This is a genomic window from Achromobacter sp. Marseille-Q4954, from assembly GCF_943737025.1.
GTDB lineage: Bacteria > Pseudomonadota > Gammaproteobacteria > Burkholderiales > Burkholderiaceae_B > Achromobacter > Achromobacter bronchisepticus_A.
Genome location: NZ_CALSFQ010000002.1, coordinates 912137 through 930520 on the forward strand (window position 1 = coordinate 912137; position 18384 = coordinate 930520).

Consider the following 18384-nt stretch of genomic DNA (forward strand, 5'->3'; position numbering starts at 1 on the left):
CGTCGTCTCCCTGCTGCGCTCAGTCCGCGCCGGCGGCAACCGGCAGCGTTTCGTAAGGCATTTCGCGGGCGGTGGGCTTGTTCTCGTTGCGCGCGCGCTGTACCGAGCGCAGGCCGAACACCACGATGCTCACCACCACGAAGATGAAGATCGCGCACAGGCCGGCGTTGATGTAGTCGTTCAACACCACGCGCGACATCTCGCCCAGGGACTTGGCCGGGGCCAGGACCTTGCCTTCGGCGATGGCCGCGTTGTACTTGTCGGCGTGCGCCAGGAAGCTGACGCGCGGGTCGGCGTGGAACAGCTTCTGCCAGCCGGCGGTCAGCGTGCATGCCAGCAGCCACAGGGTCGGCAGCACCGTGACCCAGGCGTAGCGGTCGCGCTTCATCTTGAACAGCACCACGGTGCCCAGCGTCAGCGCGATCGCGGCCAGCATCTGGTTGGCGATGCCGAACAACGGCCACAGCGTGTTGATGCCGCCCAGCGGATCGACCACGCCCTGATACAGGAAGTAGCCCCAGGCCGCCACGCACAGGCCGGTGGCGATCAGGTTGGCGGGCAGCGAGTCGGTGCGCTTGAGCGACGGGGCGAAGGTGCCCAGCAGGTCTTGCAGCATGAAGCGGCCCGCGCGGGTGCCGGCGTCGACAGCGGTCAGGATGAAGAGCGCTTCGAACAGGATGGCGAAGTGGTACCAGAAGGCCATCATGCCCGGGCCGCCGATGGCCTGGTGCAGGATGTGCGCCATGCCCACGGCCAGCGTAGGCGCGCCGCCGGCGCGCGAGATGATCGTGCTTTCGCCCACGTCCTTGGCGGTCTGGATCAGATCCGCGGGCGTCACCACGAAGCCCCAGCTGGAGACCACCTGGGCCACCTGGTCGGGCGTGGTGCCGATCACGGCCGCCGGGCTGTTCATGGCGTAGTAGATGCCCGGCTCGATCACGCAAGCCGCCACCAGCGCCATGATGGCGACGAAGGATTCCATCAGCATGCCGCCGTAACCGATATAGCGGGCCTGGGTTTCGTTCTCGATCAGCTTGGGCGTGGTGCCCGAGGAGATCAGGGCATGGAACCCCGACACGGCGCCGCAGGCGATGGTGATGAAGAGGAACGGGAACAGGTTGCCCGACCACACCGGACCGCTGCCGTCGACGAACTGGGTCAACGCCGGCATCTTCAGCTCGGGCGCGACCACGACAATGCCGATGGCCAGGCCGACGATGGTGCCGATCTTCAGGAAGGTCGACAGGTAGTCGCGCGGAGCCAGCAGCAGCCACACCGGCAGCACCGAGGCGATGAAACCGTAGATGATCAGGATCCAGGTCAGGCCCTTGCCGTCGAAGTCGAACATGGGGCCGATCACCGGGTGCGCGGCCACGTCCTGGCCGAAGGTGATGGCAGCCATCAGGCCGACGAAGCCGATGATGGACACTTCGCCGATCTTGCCTGGACGGATGTAGCGCAGGTACACGCCCATGAACAGCGCGATGGGGATGGTCGCGGCCACCGTGAAAGTGCCCCAGGGCGAGTGCGTCAGCGCCTTGACCACGATCAGCGCCAGCACGGCCAGGATGATGACCATGATCATGAAGGCGCCGAACAGCGCGATCACGCCCGGGATCTTGCCCAGTTCGGACTTGACCAGGTCACCCAGCGAACGGCCGTCGCGGCGGGTCGAAATGAAGAGGATGGTGAAGTCCTGCACGGCGCCGGCAAACACCACGCCCGCCAGGATCCACAGCATGCCCGGCAGATAGCCCATCTGCGCGGCCAGCACCGGGCCCACCAGGGGGCCGGCGCCGGCGATGGCGGCGAAGTGGTGGCCGAACAGCACGTGCTTGTTGGTGGGCACGTAGTCCAGGCCGTCGTTGTGCTTCCATGCCGGCGTCATGCGCGTCGGATCCAGCTGGAAGACGTTCTTGGCGATGAAGCGGCTGTAATAACGGTATGCGATCAAATACACGCATACGGCGGCGATCACCACCCATAGCGCATTGATGGTCTCCCCTCTGGCCAGCGCCACGGTGCCCAGCGCGAACGCGCCCAGTACCGCAACCGCCAGCCAGACCAGGTGCTGACCCAGTCCCTTACTGCTGGTTTGCATAAGTGCTCCTCTAGCCTCCCGCCATGCTTTTGGCGTGAAACGCTTTTATCGTCCCGCGGAAGGCAGACTCATTGTTGTGGGGTGGCGGACGCGCGCGCGTCCACGCAGCGCCGTGTCGACGCGGACGCTAGTATTTCGTTTTGACTACGCAGCAACAAGCGCGAAACTACGCAATTCCGCTACGTGTTACTACGCAATGCGCCGCAGCATGATTTGGCGGAAACCGTAAAATCACGGCTGGAATTTCCCGATCCTGACTGCGGCAGGCAAAATGCTGCGTCGCAATATTCGCGTTCGCGCTGATACAAATCCTTCATGAAGCTGCGCCTGAAAATCCTGCTGCTCGCCGCGGTCCCCCTGCTGGTGGCCGTCGCCGCCATCACGGTGGCCGTCTACGTGCAGGGCCTGCAGCTGGCGCAGCGCGAAAAGCAGGTCGTGGAAAACGCCTGGCTGGCCAGCAAGGAAGGCGAACTGCGCCACTACGTCAACCTGGCCTACAGCGCCATCGCGCCCCTGCAGGCGGCGGCCGACGACGACGCCACCCGCCAGCGCGCGCTCGACCTGCTGGCGCAGATGGAATTCGGCCACGACGGCTATTTTTTCGTCTATGACCTGAAGGGCCGGAACCTGATGCACCCGCGCCAGCCGGAGCTGGTCGGCCAGGACCTCTGGGAGCTGCGCGACACCAAGGGCCAGCCCGTGATCCAGAACCTGCTGACCGCCGCCCGGCGCGGCGGCCAGGACGGTGAAGCGGTGCATTACCTGTGGGAAAAGCCGTCCACCCACCAGACCGAGGAGAAGCTGGGCTATGTGGTGGTGCTGGAGCGCTGGGGCTGGATGCTGGGCACCGGCATCTACCTGGACGACGTGCAGCAGGCGCTGGAGCGCATCGACGCCGCCGCGCAAGCCAATATCCGCGATATGTTTGCCTGGGTGGCCGGCATCGCCGCCGTGTCCATCCTGGGCGTGGCGGCCTGCGGCCTGGCCCTGAACATCAGCGACCATCGCCAGTCCGACGCCAAGCTGCGGCTGATGGCGCGGCAGCTGGTGCGTTCGCAAGAGGACGAGCGCGCGCGGCTCTCGCGCGAGCTGCACGACGGCATCAGCCAGGTGCTGGTGTCGATCAAGCTGTCCCTGGAAGCGGCGCGGGAGCGGCTGCGGCAGACCTTGCCGGCCGAGCCGCGCGCCCTCGCTCATATCGACACCCCCCTGGGCGGCGCACTGGATCGGCTGAATACCGCCGTGGGCGAGGTCCGGCGTATTTCGCACAACCTGCGGCCGACGCTGCTGGACGACCTGGGCCTGCCGGCCGCACTCGAACATCTGGGCCGCGAGTTCGCCATCCCCAGCCAGGATGGCGCCCCGCCGCTGGCCGTGCGCCTGCACACCGCCGGGCAGCCGGTGAAGCTGCCCGAAGCCTATGCCACCGCCCTGTTCCGCGTCACCCAGGAAGCCCTGACCAACGTCATCCGCCATGCCGGCGCCACCCGCGCCGACATGACGCTGGCTTATTCCCAGCGCGACCTGCGCCTGACCATCGCCGACGACGGCCGCGGCTTCGACTATGCCGAGGTGCAGCAGGATCCGCGCCGCGGCATCGGCCTGCGCAATATGCGCGAACGCATGAACGCGCTGTCCGGCACGCTGACATTCCGCTCCACCTCCCACGGCACGGTCCTGCAGGCCTGGCTGCCGCTGCCCGCCGCCCCTCTACCCGCGAGCTCCGACGCATGACCCACAAGCCCGACTCCATCCGGCTGCTGCTGATCGACGACCACCCGCTGGTGCGGGACGGGCTGCGGCTGCGCCTGGAAACCGTGCCGCAGTTGCAGGTAGTGGGCGAGGCCGGCAACGCCGCCGCCGCCCAGGCCTTTCTGGCCGCCTGCCTGGCCGAGGATCCGCAGGGCGGCACCCTGCCGCACCTGGCGCTGATGGACCTCAACATGCCGGGCGTGGGCGGGCTGGAGCTGACCGCCCTGCTGCACGAGCGCTACCCGCAGATCGCCGTGCTGGTGCTGTCCATGCACGACAACCCCGAATACATGCTGCAAGCCGTCAAGGCCGGCGCGCGCGGCTATCTGCTGAAGGACGAGCCGGCGCAGGAAATCGTCACCGCCATCGGCGCGGTCATGGCGGGCCGCAGCTATTTCAGCGCGGCGGTCGCGGTGCGCCTGTCGCAGGCCACGGCGCCGGCCACCATGCTGACGCAGCGCGAACGCGACGTGCTGCGCCACATCGCCAGCGGCGAGGCCAACAAGCAGATCGCGCAGGCGCTGGGGCTGTCGGTGCGCACGGTGGAAACCCATCGCCTGAACATCAAGCGCAAGCTGGGCATAGATGGACAGGCTGAGCTGATCAAGTACGCCGTCGAAAACCGTGGGGTGTAGCCCCTCACGCCGCGCACGCTACGCGTGCTTGCTGCCCCCCCGAGGGGGGCTGTTTCCCCTTGGGGCGGCCCGGCGGGGAAACCCTTCTTGTGGCCTGAGGTAGACTTGCAGCACTACGCTACACACAGTAAAGCGCCGCAACCAGCGCCGCCCCCAGGAGTCCCCGATGTCATTGGAAAAGCACTACACCGCCATTCTTGAAGAACTAGGGGAAGATCCGTCCCGCGAAGGACTGGCGGACACGCCCGCCCGCGCGGCCAAGGCCATGCGCCACCTGTGCCGCGGCTACGGCCAGAACCTGGACGAAATCGTCAACGGCGCGCTGTTCACCTCGGACACGCGCGAGATCGTGCTGGTCAAGAACATCGAGCTGTATTCGCTCTGCGAGCACCACATGCTGCCCTTCATCGGCAAGGCCCACGTGGCCTACCTGCCCAACGGCAAGGTGCTGGGCCTGTCCAAGGTCGCGCGCATCGTCGAGATGTACGCGCGCCGCCTGCAGATCCAGGAAAACCTCAGCCGCCAGGTGGCCGAAGCCGTGCAGTCCGTGACCGGCGCGGCCGGCGTGGCCGTGGTCATCGAAGCCCAGCACATGTGCATGATGATGCGCGGCGTGGAAAAGCAGAACTCGTCCATGGTGACCTCGGTCATGCTGGGTGAATTCCACGACAATCCGTCGACCCGGGCCGAATTCCTCAGCCTCATCCGCTAGCCGGATTTCCCCTCCCCCTTTTGGCGCATATCGCGGGCCGCCTCGCCGGCCGCACCCCGCCGCGCCGGCCGCGCCAGCCCTGGCGCCGCCGGCCGGCAGGCGGGCCCGGCCCGCTTTTGGCTCCTACTGATCCGGGCATCTGGCCCTAGCGTTCTGGCCCCATCCGGGCAAACTGGCTCCAGCATCCCGGTCGCGCCGGAGCGCGGCCGTTCCCTCCCGGAGATCTCCATGAACGCGATATTCCGCCTCATCCGCCGCTGCACCCTGGCCGGCCTGGCCGCCGCGCTGTTGGCCGCTCCCGCCTATGCCCAGACCAAGCTGGTGGTCGGCTACCAGCTGATCGTCGGGCCGTTCCTGACGGCGATCGCCGACGGCAGTTTCGACAAGGCCTTGAAGGACGCCGGCTACCAGGTGGACTGGCGCCAGTTCACCTCCGGCGGCGACATCTCCACCGCGCTGGCCTCCGGCAACGTGCCGGTCGGCGTGCTGGGCTCCACCGGCATCACCGCGGCCGCGACCCGCGGCGTGGACATGGAGCTGTTCTGGATCCTGGACAACATCGGCAAGTCCGAGGCGCTGGTGGCGCGCAACGGTTCCGGCATCAACAGCACGGCCGACCTGAAGGGCAAGCGGGTCGCCACGCCTTTCGTGTCCACCTCGCACTTCCATCTGCTGGTCGGGCTGGAACAGGTCTGGAAGATCAATCCGCGCGACGTGCGCATCCTGAACATGCAGCCGCCGCAGATCGTGGCCGCGTGGCAGCGCGGCGACATCGACGCGGCCTACGTCTGGCCGCCCGCGCTGACCGAGATCGCCAAGAGCGGCAAGATCATTGCTGACTCGGAACAGATCGGCAAAGCCAGCGTGCCGACCTTCGACGGCATCGTGGTGGATCGCGCCTGGGCCGCCAAGAACCCCAAGTTCATGGCCGCCTTCACCAGCGTATTGGCCAAATCCTACGCGGACTACCGCGCCAACAGCGCCAAATGGACCGCCGACTCGCCGCAGGTCAAGAGCATCGTCAAACTGATCGGCGGCAAGCCCGAGGACATGGTCGAGGCGCTCCAGCTGCTGGTCTTCCCGACCGTGCAGGAACAGGCCTCCAATGTCTGGCTGGGCGGCGGCAAGGAATCGGGCGCCGCCCGCGCCTTCGCGGCCAGCGCCCAGTTCCTGAAAGACCAGAAGCAGATCGACCGCGCCCTGGCCGACTACAGCCCGCACGTCACGGACAAGTACGCCCGGGCGGCCGAGAAGTAAGAAGCGCTTGCGGCCAAGGCGGCCCGTCTGGCGCCGCCTGCCCAGCATCCCGCAGGGCTGCGCGCAGCCCGCCGCAACTAGGGGAGCCGGCATGACCATGCAGTCCACGTCCGCCACGCATAGCCTGTGCGCGGAGAAAGTCAGCGTCACCTACCCCGGCCTGCACGAAAGCGGTCCGGTCATTGCGCTGCAGAACGTCAACCTGACCATCCAGCCCGGCGAGTTCGTCGTCGCGCTGGGCGCCTCGGGTTGCGGCAAGACCACCTTGCTCAGCCTGCTGGCCGGGTTCCTGTCGCCCACCGAGGGCGAGATCACGCTGGGCGGCCGGCCCATCGTGGGTCCCGGCGCCGACCGCGGCGTGGTGTTCCAGAAGCACGCCCTGCTGCCCTGGCTGAACGTGCTGGAGAACACCGAGTTCGGCCTGAAGCTGCAAGGCGTGGACAAGGAAACCCGCCGCGCCCGCGCGCGCCGCAATCTGGAACTGGTGGGCCTGCAGGACTTCCACCGCCACATGATCTACCAGCTGTCGGGCGGCATGCAGCAGCGCGTGGGCATTGCGCGCGCGCTGACCTGCAACCCCGCCATGCTGTTGATGGACGAGCCCATGGCGGCGCTCGACGCGCTGACCCGCGAGACCATCCAGGAGCTGCTGCTGGACATCTGGCGGCAGACCAACAAGATGTTCTTCTTCATCACGCACAGCGTCGAAGAAGCGCTGTTTCTGGGTTCGCGGCTGATCGTCATGTCGCCCCGCCCGGGCCGCATCACGCACACCTTCACCCCAGACTTCAACCGGCGCTACCTGGAGACCCGCGATGGCCGCAGCATCAAATCCAGTCCCGACTTCATCGCCATGCGCGAACAAGTCCTTGGCATCATCTATGGCGACGAGCGAGCCTCCTCCCCCCAAGGCTTCCATGGCTAGCAACCGCCCGGGACACAAGCCCGCCGCGCCGGGCAAGGTCTACGGCGCGCCGGGCGCGGGCTACAGCGGCCACATCAGCCTGATCACCAGCCTGGCGCTCATCGGCCTGTGGTTCCTGGTGACCAGCGCCGGCTGGGTGCGGCCGCTATTCCTGCCTTCGCCCCTGGCCGTGTACGACAAGTTCGTCTCGGCCATGACCGACGGCGTGGCCAACTCCACGCTTACCGAACATGCGCTGGCCAGCCTGTCGCGGGTGTTCGGCGCCTTCTTCCTGGCCTGCGTGACCGCCATTCCCGTCGGCATCCTGATGGGCGTGAACCGCTACGCGCGCGGCATCTTCGATCCGCCCATCGAGTTCTACCGCCCGCTGCCGCCGCTGGCTTACCTGCCGCTCATCATCATCTGGTTCGGCATCGGCGAGTTCCCCAAGGTCCTGCTGATCTACCTGGCGATCTTCGCGCCCATGGCGATCGCCGCGCGCGCCGGCGTGCGCTCGGTGTCGATCGAACAGATCCACGCGGCCTACGCCATGGGCGGCACGCCCGCGCAGGTGGTCTGGCACGTGATCCTGAAGGCCGCCATGCCGGAAATCTTCACGGGCATGCGCATCGGCATCGGCGTGGGCTGGACCACGCTGGTGGCCGCCGAAATGGTGGCCGCCGACCGCGGCCTGGGCTTCATGGTGCTGAACGCCGCCCAGTTCCTGGCCAGCGACACCGTCATCATGGGCATCATCGTGATCGGCGTGTTCGCCTTCGCCTTCGACCTGCTGGTCCGTTATCTGGAGAAGTTCGCCATACCCTGGAAGGGACGGGTCTGAAACGCGCCCGGGCAATCCCTCATTTCGTCCCCCATCCGGCTCCTCTATCCTCAAGAGCGGCGCCTGCGCAGCGGCTACCGGCTGCGCGGCCTAGACAAGGAGCCGTCATGTCCAGCCAGGCCTCGATGCTCAAGCCTGTGTTGTGGGAGCGCCTGTTCGAACGCGAAAGCGCGCCCAATCTCAGCCTGCAGGGCTGCGTGCGCCAGATGCTGGTGTCCGCCATCCTCAGCGGCCACCTGCCGCCAGGCACGCCGGTGCCGTCCAGCCGGCATCTGGCCGACCAGCTGCGCATCGCGCGCAACACCGTGGTTTTCGCCTACCAGCAACTGGTCAGCGAGGGCTATCTGGTGTCGCGCGAACGCAGCGGCCACTTCGTCAGCGACACGGTCATGCGGGGCCATTCCGGGCCGGCGGCCGACGCCCCGCCCGCCGAGGGCGGCGAGCCCGACGTGCGCTGGGACGAAAGGCTGCGCTTTCGCCCGTCCCGGCAGCGCAACATCACCAAGCCGCGCGACTGGCAGAAGCAGCCCTATCCCTTCGTCTACGCCCAGTTCGACCAGGACCTGTTCCCCACCGCGGAATGGCGCGAATGCTGCATCAAGGCGCTGTCCGTGCTGGACATCCGCAGTTGGGCGCCGGACCTGATCACCCACGACGACCCGGCGCTCATCGAGCAGATCCGTACCCAGGTGCTGCCACGCCGCGGCGTCTGGGCCGACGCCGAGGAAATCGTCATCACGGTGGGCGCGCAGCATGCGCTCTACCTGCTAGCCGACCTGCTGGTCAACGAGGACACCGTGGTCGGCATGGAAGACCCCGGCTATCCCGACGCCCGCAACATCTTCGCCAGCCACACGCGCAATCTGCTGCCCCTGCCGGTGGACGAACAAGGGCTGTGCACCGGCACCCATCTGCTGGGCTGCGACTACATTTTCGTCACGCCGGGCCACCAGTGCCCCACCACGGTCACGCTATCGCCGGAGCGCCGCCAGAACCTGCTGACGCTGGCGCGCCAGGCCGACAGCCTGATCATCGAGGACGACTTCGAAAGCGAAAGCCGCTGGGGCGAAGGCGCGATTCCCGCCTTGAAGAGCCTGGACCGCGACGGCCGCGTGATCTACGTGGGCAGCCTGGCCAAGTCCTTCGCGCCGGGCCTGCGCATCGGCTACATCGTGGCGCCGCGCGAGCTCACCGCCGAACTGCGCGCCCTGCGCCGCCTGATGCTGCGCCACCCTTCGGCCTACATCCAGCGGGCGTTTTCGCTGTTCATTTCGCTGGGCCACCACCATTCGCTGCTGCGCAGGCAATCGCAGGCCTACCAGGAACGCGGCACCGAGCTGGCCCGCGCGCTGGCGCGGCACCTGCCCGATTTCAAGGTCATCCCCATTACCGGATCCTCGTCCTGCTGGCTGCAAGGGCCGCCCTGGCTCAACGCCTGCGAGCTATCCGAGGCCGCGCTGGCCGAAGGCGTGGTGGTGGAGCCCGGCGACGTCTTCTTCATGAACGGCGCCGACGCGCCGCGCAACTTCCTGCGGGTCGGCTTCACCTCGATCCGGCCGGAACACATCGAGCCGGGGATCGCCAGGCTGGCCAAGGTGGTCGACCGCTACCGCGGCCGCGCCGCGGACGGCAAGCAGGCCCCGCAGGGCCCGGACTTGCACGCGCTAGAGCACTTCATCTCTTAGGTAGTACCAGCGGTACAGCAGGCCCTGGCCCAGCCTGCGGAACGGCGCGAACATATGCCCCGGCAAGGGCGAGTCGTAGATCGGCAGGTCCCAGGACACGCCGTCCTTACCCATCATGCGCTGCGCCAGGCGTTTGCCGGCGTGGGCCGAGAACGCCACGCCATTGCCGCCGTAGCCGAAGGCGTAATAGACCGGCTGCGCCGGGTCGGGCTGCGTGACGCGCGGCATCATGTCGTGGCTCACGTCGACCCAGCCCCACCAGGAATAGTCCACGTCCACCCCCGCCAGCGTGGGGAACTTGCGCGCCAGCCCCTCGCGCAGCAGCGCCAGATGGCGCGGGTGCTGCGCGTCGGCGCCGCGCAGCGCGCTGCGGCTGCCGATCTGCATGCGGCCATCGGGCAGCAGACGGTAATAGAAGCGCAGCGTCCGTGTATCGGTAATGAACACCGTGCTCTTCAGACCCGCGGCGTCGCGTTCCGCCGGCGTCAGCACCCGCGTCACCAGCGAGTTCGAAAGCACCGGCATGATGCGATTGTCCAGCAGGCGGTTGACGCCCTGCGCGGTGTAGCCGCCGGTGGCGAAGGCCACGCGGCGCGCACGCACGTAGCCGTTGGGCGTCTGCAGCCGCACGCCGCCGTTCTCGGTGCGCCAGCCCAGCACCGGGCTGCCCGGATGGATGCGCACGCCCAGGGCCCGCGCCTGCCGCATATAGCCATAGGCGAGCTTCAAGGGATGCACGCCCACGCCGTCCGGCTCGTGCATCGCGCCCACCGCCTCGCGGTCGTACACGTAGCGTTCGCGCAATTCCTCCCGGCTCAACATCCTGGCGTCATAGCCGAACACCTCGCGCATCACGCGGGCCTCGTTCTCCAGGAATGCCATCTTCTTCTGGCGGTGCGCGGTGTACAGGTGGCCGCCCGGCTGCGCGTCGCAATCCACCTGGGCCACCAGGCTCTTCCAGTATTCGAAGCCTTCGCGGATCTCGGCGTCCAGGCGCTTGGCGGTCGCCAATCCCCAGCGCGCTATCCATTGCGAACGGTACAGGCGTCCGGACGCATTCTGTCCCTGTCCGCCGTTGCGGCTGGTGCAGCCCCACACCACGCGGTTGGCTTCCAGCACCACGGCCTTCACGCCGAAGTCGCGGGCCAGCGTCAGCGCCGCCGACAGCCCGGTGAAGCCCGAGCCCACGATCACCACGTCGGCATCGATATCGCCGTTGACAGGACCGTCGTCCTCGGGCGGCTCGCCCGCGGTCGCGACCCAGTAGGTGGGCGCGTAGTCCTGCCCGCGGCCGGGCGGGGACACCAGCGGATCGTAGGCCGGGTTGTAGGCGCTGATCGCCGTCCGGCCAGCGGGGGCCGGACCTGCAGGTTGGAAGGACATTTGAGTATCCATGCGGCGTTCCGGTAGCTGGGTGCGGGGCGTGCTCAGCCGCGGGCCGGCAATACCGGGCGCTGCTTGCGGTAGGCGTTCTTGACGCGGATCTTGCCGTTCTGGAAGGTGAAGACGTCCACCATGTCCGCCTCCACGCGGGAGCCGTCTGCGGCAGTGCCGGTAAAGGTCGATTCGGACACGCCGCGGTCGCCGGCCACCCAATGCGTGCCGTTCTGCCACTGCGCGTCGGGAAAATTCGCCCAGGCCGCCGCGAAGGCGGCGCGCACCGCCTCGCGGCCTTCGTGCCGCGCGCCCCATCGCTCGGGGCCGGCCACGGTCTCGAACACGCAGTCGTCGCTCATGAAGGACATCAGGGCGTCGATATCGTGGCGGTTCCAGGCCGCCGCGAATTCGGCCAGCATGTCCGCGGTGACGGTCTTCTGCATTGCATACCTCCGGTAGACGCTGGCGCGACGCGCGCCAGCATTCAGGATCCAAGGTAAGTGAGCCCCCAGGCAGGGTCTAGAACCAGACACGGGAAATCGCTTGCACCAGACGCTTGCTCGCTCATCGCGCCGCGGCCGGCGCCAGCCAGGCGTCCATGCCGGCGGGATCGACGGCGCCGCGCATGCCGATCAGCACCAGCGCCGGTTCGTCCAGATCCGCCGGCGGCCTGGCTTGCGTGTCGTAGCGCACGCGCCGGCCCGCCAGTTGCACCAGCACCAGGCCGTGCCGGTCGGTGCGCACCCAGCCCTTGGCGCGCAGCAGCTGCCTGGGCGCGTCGCGCAGCCGGCTGGCGAGCCGGTCGGCGTCGAGCAGCGCGGGCGCGCGCCACAGCCAGCTCTGGAACGGATGATCGGGGTCATCGGGGGTTGCGGCGTGGACGTGCCCCGCATGGCCGCAAGCGCCGCTGGCGCATTCATGCGCAAGGCTGCAAGCCCCGCCCTCGCCCAGCAGATGGCGCAGGTCCACGCGCCCTTCGCGCGTCTCGACCATCGCGGCCCCGCGCGTCGCCGCGTGCAGCCATAGGCGCAGCGACGGCAGCTCCTCGGCAGGCGCCAGATCGGTCTTGTTCAACACCAGCAGATCGGCGGCCTTGAACTGGCGGTCCAGCGTATCGGCCAGCAAGGGATCCGCCGCCAGCGCGCGCACGTTCGCGGCATCGGCCAGCACCACCACGCCCTCCAGCTGCAGCATGGGATCGGCCATGCCGACCTGCGCGATGCGGCCGGGGTCGGACACGCCGCTGGCTTCGATCACGATCCATTCGGGCAAGGGGTCCAGCGCCAGCACGCGCGCCAGGGCATCGTCCAGGCCGCCCGCCATGGAACAGCAGACGCAGCCGTTGGCCAGCCTGATCACCTGATCGCTGCGCTGCGCGATCAGCGCGGCGTCGATATCGACCGGGCCGAAGTCATTGACCAGGACCGCCGCGCGGCGCTGGCTGCGGGCCAACACGTGATTGAGCAGACTGGTCTTGCCCGCGCCCAGGAATCCGCCCACCACGGTCAGCGCGATGCGCGGTGCGCCATGGGCCGCCATCTCAGGCTTCCCGCAGCGGCAAGGGCCTGCCGCCGATGACGGTGCCCAGCACGCGCACGTCCTTCAGTTTCTCGGGAGCGACCTCCAGCGGGTCGTCCTGCAGCACGCAGAAGTCCGCATGCTTGCCGATCTCGATGGAGCCGACCAGGTGATCCAGGTGCAGGGTGTACGCCGCGCCCAGCGTGACGGCGTGCAGGGCCTGCTCCACGCCGATGCGCTCGGACTCCCCCAACACCTTGCCCGACGAAGTCTGGCGGTTCACCGCGCACCAGGCCGTGAACAGCGGTCCCAGCGGCGTGATGGGCGCGTCCGAATGGACGGAGAACGGCACGCCGGCGCGCGCGGCCGAGGCACAGGCGTCCATGCGGTTGGCGCGGTCCGGACCCATGGTCAGGGCGTGATGCGCGTCGCCCCAGTAGAAGATGTGGTTGGCAAAGAGATTGGCGCACATGCCCAGGCTGGCCATGCGCCGGAACTGCGCCGCGTCGGCCATCTGGCAATGCTGCAGGGTATGGCGGTGGTCGCGCCGCGGGCTGCGGCGCAGGGCTCGATCCACCGCGTCGATCGCAAGCTCGGTGGCTTCGTCGCCATTGGTGTGGATGTGCAGCTGCACCCCGGCGTCGTGATAGGCCTGGACCATCGCGTCCAGCTCGGCCGGCGCGATCACCCAGATGCCGTTGGGCGCGCCGTTGTAGTAGCCCGGCCAGCGCAGCCGGGCGGTAAAGCCCTGGATCGAACCGTCCACCACCAGCTTGACCATGCCCAGATGCAGCTTGTCGTTGTTCAGGCGCCGGGCCTCGGCCAGCTTGGCCAGGCAGCGCTGCGGATCGCCCGCGTAGGTCAGCGCGGACGCGGCCGGCACAATGCGCACGGGGTAGTCCGGCTCGGCGGTGATGCGGGCCAGCGTCGCCAGGCCCTCGTCGCCCAGCTCGTTGACCAGGTCCGTGGCCGTGGTGACGCCCGCCCACTGCGCCACCTTGCCAAACATGCGCAGGCCCTCTTCCGATACCCCCACGGTGCGGAACGGGCTGCCGATCAGGCGCATGACGGGGAACATGGCGGCAAATTCGCAGAGTTCGCCGCTGGGCCGTCCGTCTTCCATGCGCGTCACGCCCTCGATGTCGGTATCGCGGTCTATGCCGGCGCGCGCCAACATGGGCGTGTTCACGTTCATCAGGTGCATGCTGGCGTGCATGACCACCACGGGCCGCTCGGCGGACACGGCGTCCAGGTCCTGCACGCGCATGCGCGCGCCTTCGAAGAAGATCGGGTCAAATCCCCACCCTATCAGCGTCTCGCCGGTCGCCAGGGCGCGTTCGGCCTCGCGCAGCCGCGCGGCCACAGCCTCGAAACTCTTCAAGCCTTCCCACAGCCTGCCATCGGGTCCGCGCCGGTCATAGAAGCCCACGTACACGAACTTCCACATGCCGCCTTCCGGCAGATGGCAATGCCCTTCGACCAGGCCGGGCATGAGCACCTTGTCCGCATAGCGCTCGTCGAGGTCGGCAGGCCCCCAGCCCGCCAGCTCCTCGCGGCTGCCCACGCCCAGGATACGGCCCTCCCGCACCGCCACGTGCGTGGCGCGGGGCTGCATCGGGTTCATGGTCAGGATGCTGCGCGCGGCATAGATCGTGGTTCGGGCGCGGGTCTGGGTCATCGGTCTGTCCTTCTATCGGAGGGTGGGCTCATCCCTGCAGCGGCGACGCCAGGACGCCGTCGCGGGATTCGACGAAATGGCAGGCCACGCGGTGGCCCGGCGCGACTTCGCGCAAGCTGGGCTCGCGCGTGGTACAGAGCGGCTGCGCGGCCGGGCAGCGGCCGGCGAAACGGCAGCCCGGCGGCGGATCGACCGGACTGGGCGGATCGCCCGCCAGCCGCACGCGGCGCGCGGCCAGCTCGCGCCCGCCCTTCACGGTCGGCACCGCCGACATCAGGGCGACGCTGTAGGGATGCAGCGGCCGCGTGAAGAAGGCGTTGCGCGTGGCCTGCTCGATGATCTTGCCCAGGTACATGACGGCGATGTCGTCGCAGATGTGCTCCACCACCGCCATGTCGTGCGAGATGAACAGGAACGACTGCCCCTGCTCGCGCTGGATGCGCCGCAGCAGGTTCAGGATCTGCGCGCGGATCGCGATATCCAGGGCCGACACCGGTTCGTCGCAGACGATCAGGTCGGGCGCGCTGGCCAGCGCGCGGGCCACGTTCAGCCGCTGCCGCTGGCCGCCGGAAAACTGGTGCGGAAACAGTTGCCGCTGCTCCGGACGCAGGCCCACCAGTTCGAACATGCGGGCCACGCGCGCCTCGCGTCCGCCCGGCGGATCGATGCCCATCAGGTCCAAGGGCGAGCGCACGATGTCGCCAGCCCGCTGGCGCGGATTGAGCGAGGAATACGGATCCTGGAACACCAGCTGCACGCGGCGGCGCATGCGACGCAGGGCCGAGCCGTTCAGCGCCGTCATGTCCGTACCGTCGAAGTGGATGGAGCCCGCGGTCGGGTCCGCCAACCGCAGCACGGACAAGGCCGTGGTGGTCTTGCCCGAGCCGGACTCGCCCACGATCGCCAGCGTGCGGCCGCGCTGCAGTTCGAAGGACACGCCGTCCACGGCCTTCACGACCACCGGCTTGCCGTCGCGGCCGCGTCCGCCGATGGGAAAATGCACGGCAAGATCGCGCACGGACAGCAAGGCGGGAGATTGCGGTGACGTCATTGCGCGGCCTCCGGATACAGCCAACAGGCAACTTCCTGGCCCTCGCCTACACGGGTCAGGGGCGGAAACGCGTCGCGGCAGCGCGCCATGGCCTGCCCGCAACGTTCCATGAAGGGACAGCCCGCGCCGCGCTCCCAGATCGACGGCACCACGCCGGGAATCTCCGGCAAGTCGGGGCGCACGTCGTCGGGCTCGCGGTCCAGTTCGGGCAGACAGGCGATCAGCCCCTGAGTGTAGGGATGGCGGGGCTGCGCCAGGATCTCGCGCACGCCGCCCTGCTCCACCACCCGCCCGCCGTACATGACCACGACGCGGTCGGCCATCTCCGACACCGCGCCCATGTCATGCGTGATCAGCAGCACCGCGGTGCCGCGCCGCGCCTGCTGCTCGCGCAGCAGGTCGAAGATCTGCGCCTGGACCGTCACGTCCAGCGCTGTTGTCGGCTCGTCGGCGATCAGCACGTCTGGATCGCAGGCCAGCGCGATGGCGATCATTACGCGCTGCCGCATGCCGCCGGACATCTGGTGCGGATAATCGTCCACGCGCCGCTCCGGCAAGGGGATGCCCACCGACTTCAGCATCTCGATGGCGCGCTCGCGCGCCTGGCCCTTGCTCAGGCCCTGGTGCAGCCGCAGGGGTTCCGCGATCTGGTCGCCGACCGTGTACACAGGGTTCAGCGCCGTCATGGGCTCCTGGAAGATCATGGATATCTTGTTGCCGCGCACCTGGCGCATGGCCTCCTCGTCGCGGCCGGCCAGGTCGTCGCCGCGCAGGCGCACGCGGCCCCCGCCGATGCGTCCCGGCGCGGGAATCAGCCGCATGATGGCCAGCGCCGTCATGCTCTTGCCGCAGCCGGACTCGCCCACCAGGCACAGGGTCTCGCCGGGGTTCAGGTCGAAGCTCACCGCGCTCAGCACCTCGGCCACGCGGCCGCGCGACTGGAACTCCAGGCTCAGGCTGTCGACCTCCAGCACGGGTGTCTGCTGCGCGGCGTTCATGCCCGCCCCCTCGAGTTCGGGTTGAGGGCGTCGTTCAGCCCGTCGCCGATCAGGCTGACGGCCAGCACGGTCAGGAAGATGGCGGCGCCCGGCAGGGTCACCGCCCACCACGCTGTCAGGATGTAGGGGCGGTTGCTGCCTATCATCAGGCCCCAGCTCATGATGTTGGGATCGCCCAACCCCAGGAACGACAGGCCGGCCTCGAACAGGATCGCCGTGCCTATCGCCAGCGTGGCCGACACGATCAGCGGCGCCAGCGCGTTGGGCAGGATCACGCGCCAGATGATGCGCGCGTCGCCCGCGCCTATCACCCTCTCGGCCAGCACGTACTCGCGGCGCTTGAGGCGCAGGAATTCGCCGCGCGCCAGCCGCGCCGTGCCCGGCCAGCTGACCACGCCGATGGCGATGGCGATGGTCGCCAGCGACGGCGAGAACAGCGTCACCAGCACCATGGCGAACAGCAAGGTGGGCAGCACCTGAAAGAACTCGGTGATGCGCATCAAGGTTTCGTCGATCCAGCCGCCGTAGTAGCCCGCAAGCGCGCCCACCGTCAGCCCGATGGCCATGGACAGCACCGCCGCCACCACGCCCACCAGCAGCGTGGCGCGGCCGCCATAGACCATGCCAGTCAGCACGTCGCGGCCCAGGTAGTCGGTGCCCAGCAGCGCGTCCGCGCCCGGTGGCGTCATCGGCGCGCCCGCAATCTCGAAGGGATCCGCCTCCATGATCATGGGTCCGAAGAGCGTCACGGCGAGGATGGCGGCCAGCAGCAGCACGCCGGCCAGCGCCGAGGGATTGCGCGCGAATACCCGCAAGGCCTCGTACGACGGGCGGGCCGGCGGCCGTGCCGCCTGGCCCGGCAAGGCGGCAATGGATACGACGGGAGGGGTCTGGCTCATGAGGTCTTGATCCTGGGATCGATCAGGCGGTAGGCCAGATCGGTAAGCTGATTCATCACGACCACCAGCAGCGAGGCGAACAGCAGGATGCCCAGCAGCGTGGGATAGTCGCGCCTGAGCACGGAGTCGAACGCCAGCCGGCCCAGCCCGGGCCAGTTGAAGACCGTTTCGACCAGGATCGCGCCCGCCAGCACATTGCCGAACTGCAGGCCCAGCATGGTCACCACCGGCAGCACGCCGTTGCGCAGCGCGTGCTTGTAGAGCACGGAGCGCTCTGGCAGGCCCTTGGCGCGCGCGGTGCGGATGTAGTCGGCCGACAACGCCTCCATGACGCTGGCGCGCGCCAGCCGGCTGTACTGCGCCAGATAGACGAAGGCCAGGGTGAAGGCCGGCAGCACCAGGTGGTGCAGCACGTCCAGCACGCCCGCCCAACCGTCCTGCGGCCCGCCGGCAGAACGCATGTCGGACACCGGGAAGATCGGCAGCGCCGAGGCGAACAGGATGATGAGGATGATGCCGGTCCAGAACACTGGCGCGGAATAACCCACCACCGACAACAGCGTGATGCCTTGCGACAGCGGCCCGTTGGGCTTGCGCGCAGCCAGCGTGCCCAGCATCGTCCCGGCCAGGAACGCGCTCAGCACCGAGGTCACCACCAGCAGCAGCGTGGCCGGCACGCGGTCCCAGATCAGCTGCGCCACCGGCACGTTGAAGAAATAGGAATAGCCCAGGTCGCCCCGCAGCACCTGCATCAGATAGATGCCCAGCTGCGTCAGGAAGGGCTTATCCAGCCCGTACTGCGCGCGCAGCTGCGCCCGCAGTTCTTCGCTGATGCCGCCCATGGAGCCCGCGATGGTCTCGACCGGATCGCCCGGCGAAATGTGGATCAGCAGGAAATTCAGCGTCACCACGGCCAGCAGCAGCACCAGCGCATAGGCCAGGCGGCGCAAGAGATAGCGCGTCATGGCAGTTCCGC

The 18384-nt window shown here is 68.4% G+C and carries 16 protein-coding genes; 7 read left to right on the forward strand and 9 right to left on the reverse strand.

Translation table 11 applies throughout. The features are described 5' to 3' along the window. Window positions 1-19: 19 nt before the first annotated feature. Complete coding sequence (locus NGK62_RS22230; RefSeq protein WP_251880416.1) at window positions 20-2101, reverse strand: carbon starvation CstA family protein; 2082 nt, start codon at window positions 2099-2101, stop codon at window positions 20-22. A 315-nt stretch (window positions 2102-2416) separates the two neighbouring features. On the opposite strand from NGK62_RS22230, the gene NGK62_RS22235 reads away from it, so the two are divergent. The 7 genes from NGK62_RS22235 (at window position 2417) to pdxR (ending at window position 9887) form a co-directional block, all read left to right on the forward strand. Then, complete coding sequence (locus NGK62_RS22235) at window positions 2417-3835, forward strand: cache domain-containing protein (RefSeq protein ID WP_059379615.1); 1419 nt, start codon at window positions 2417-2419, stop codon at window positions 3833-3835. Continuing rightward, complete coding sequence (locus tag NGK62_RS22240; RefSeq protein WP_059379614.1) at window positions 3832-4488, forward strand: response regulator; 657 nt, start codon at window positions 3832-3834, stop codon at window positions 4486-4488. Before NGK62_RS22235 ends, NGK62_RS22240 begins: the two co-directional genes overlap by 4 nt. 166 nt (window positions 4489-4654) lie before the next feature. Next, a complete protein-coding gene (gene folE, locus NGK62_RS22245; RefSeq protein ID WP_059379613.1) occupies window positions 4655-5200 on the forward strand; it encodes a GTP cyclohydrolase I FolE in 546 nt (181 codons plus the stop codon). Window positions 5201-5428: 228 nt separating this feature from the next. Continuing rightward, complete coding sequence (tauA, locus tag NGK62_RS22250) at window positions 5429-6457, forward strand: taurine ABC transporter substrate-binding protein (RefSeq protein WP_059379612.1); 1029 nt, start codon at window positions 5429-5431, stop codon at window positions 6455-6457. A gap of 91 nt (window positions 6458-6548) precedes the next feature. After that, window positions 6549-7382 (forward strand): taurine ABC transporter ATP-binding protein, encoded by an 834-nt coding sequence (locus NGK62_RS22255; RefSeq protein WP_059379611.1) that lies wholly within the window; start codon window positions 6549-6551, stop codon window positions 7380-7382. Continuing rightward, a complete protein-coding gene (locus tag NGK62_RS22260) occupies window positions 7375-8202 on the forward strand; it encodes an ABC transporter permease subunit (RefSeq protein ID WP_059379610.1) in 828 nt (275 codons plus the stop codon). The genes NGK62_RS22255 and NGK62_RS22260 overlap by 8 nt, the downstream gene beginning before the upstream one ends. Window positions 8203-8309: 107 nt before the next feature. Further along, on the forward strand, window positions 8310-9887 hold the full coding sequence (pdxR, locus tag NGK62_RS22265) for a MocR-like pyridoxine biosynthesis transcription factor PdxR (RefSeq protein WP_251880418.1): 1578 nt from the start codon (window positions 8310-8312) through the stop codon (window positions 9885-9887). Here pdxR and NGK62_RS22270 read toward each other — a convergent pair. The 8 genes from NGK62_RS22270 to NGK62_RS22305 form a co-directional block, all read right to left on the reverse strand. After that, window positions 9867-11282: an NAD(P)/FAD-dependent oxidoreductase gene (locus tag NGK62_RS22270; RefSeq protein WP_251880420.1), complete on the reverse strand. Its 1416-nt coding sequence runs from the start codon at window positions 11280-11282 to the stop codon at window positions 9867-9869. The two genes, pdxR and NGK62_RS22270, sit on opposite strands and share 21 nt — an antisense overlap. 32 nt (window positions 11283-11314) lie before the next feature. Continuing rightward, on the reverse strand, window positions 11315-11707 hold the full coding sequence (locus tag NGK62_RS22275; protein WP_118934386.1) for a nuclear transport factor 2 family protein: 393 nt from the start codon (window positions 11705-11707) through the stop codon (window positions 11315-11317). Window positions 11708-11828: 121 nt separating this feature from the next. After that, window positions 11829-12803 carry a CobW family GTP-binding protein gene (locus tag NGK62_RS22280; RefSeq protein WP_251880422.1) on the reverse strand — a complete coding sequence of 325 codons (975 nt, stop codon included), beginning with the start codon at window positions 12801-12803 and terminating at the stop codon, window positions 11829-11831. Between the two features lies 1 nt (window position 12804). Further along, window positions 12805-14460 carry an amidohydrolase gene (locus tag NGK62_RS22285; RefSeq protein WP_251880424.1) on the reverse strand — a complete coding sequence of 552 codons (1656 nt, stop codon included), beginning with the start codon at window positions 14458-14460 and terminating at the stop codon, window positions 12805-12807. A gap of 28 nt (window positions 14461-14488) precedes the next feature. Further along, window positions 14489-15511 carry an ABC transporter ATP-binding protein gene (locus NGK62_RS22290; RefSeq protein WP_059379604.1) on the reverse strand — a complete coding sequence of 341 codons (1023 nt, stop codon included), beginning with the start codon at window positions 15509-15511 and terminating at the stop codon, window positions 14489-14491. Beyond that, the gene (locus tag NGK62_RS22295) at window positions 15508-16509 is read right to left on the reverse strand and encodes an ABC transporter ATP-binding protein (RefSeq protein ID WP_059379603.1); all 1002 of its coding nucleotides are present in this window, start codon (window positions 16507-16509) and stop codon (window positions 15508-15510) included. Before NGK62_RS22295 ends, NGK62_RS22290 begins: the two co-directional genes overlap by 4 nt. Beyond that, window positions 16506-17408 carry an ABC transporter permease gene (locus tag NGK62_RS22300; RefSeq protein ID WP_251880426.1) on the reverse strand — a complete coding sequence of 301 codons (903 nt, stop codon included), beginning with the start codon at window positions 17406-17408 and terminating at the stop codon, window positions 16506-16508. Before NGK62_RS22300 ends, NGK62_RS22295 begins: the two co-directional genes overlap by 4 nt. Further along, window positions 17405-18373, reverse strand: coding sequence for an ABC transporter permease (locus NGK62_RS22305; protein WP_059379601.1), 969 nt, complete (start codon window positions 18371-18373; stop codon window positions 17405-17407). The genes NGK62_RS22300 and NGK62_RS22305 overlap by 4 nt, the downstream gene beginning before the upstream one ends. Between the last annotated feature and the right edge of the window lie 11 nt (window positions 18374-18384).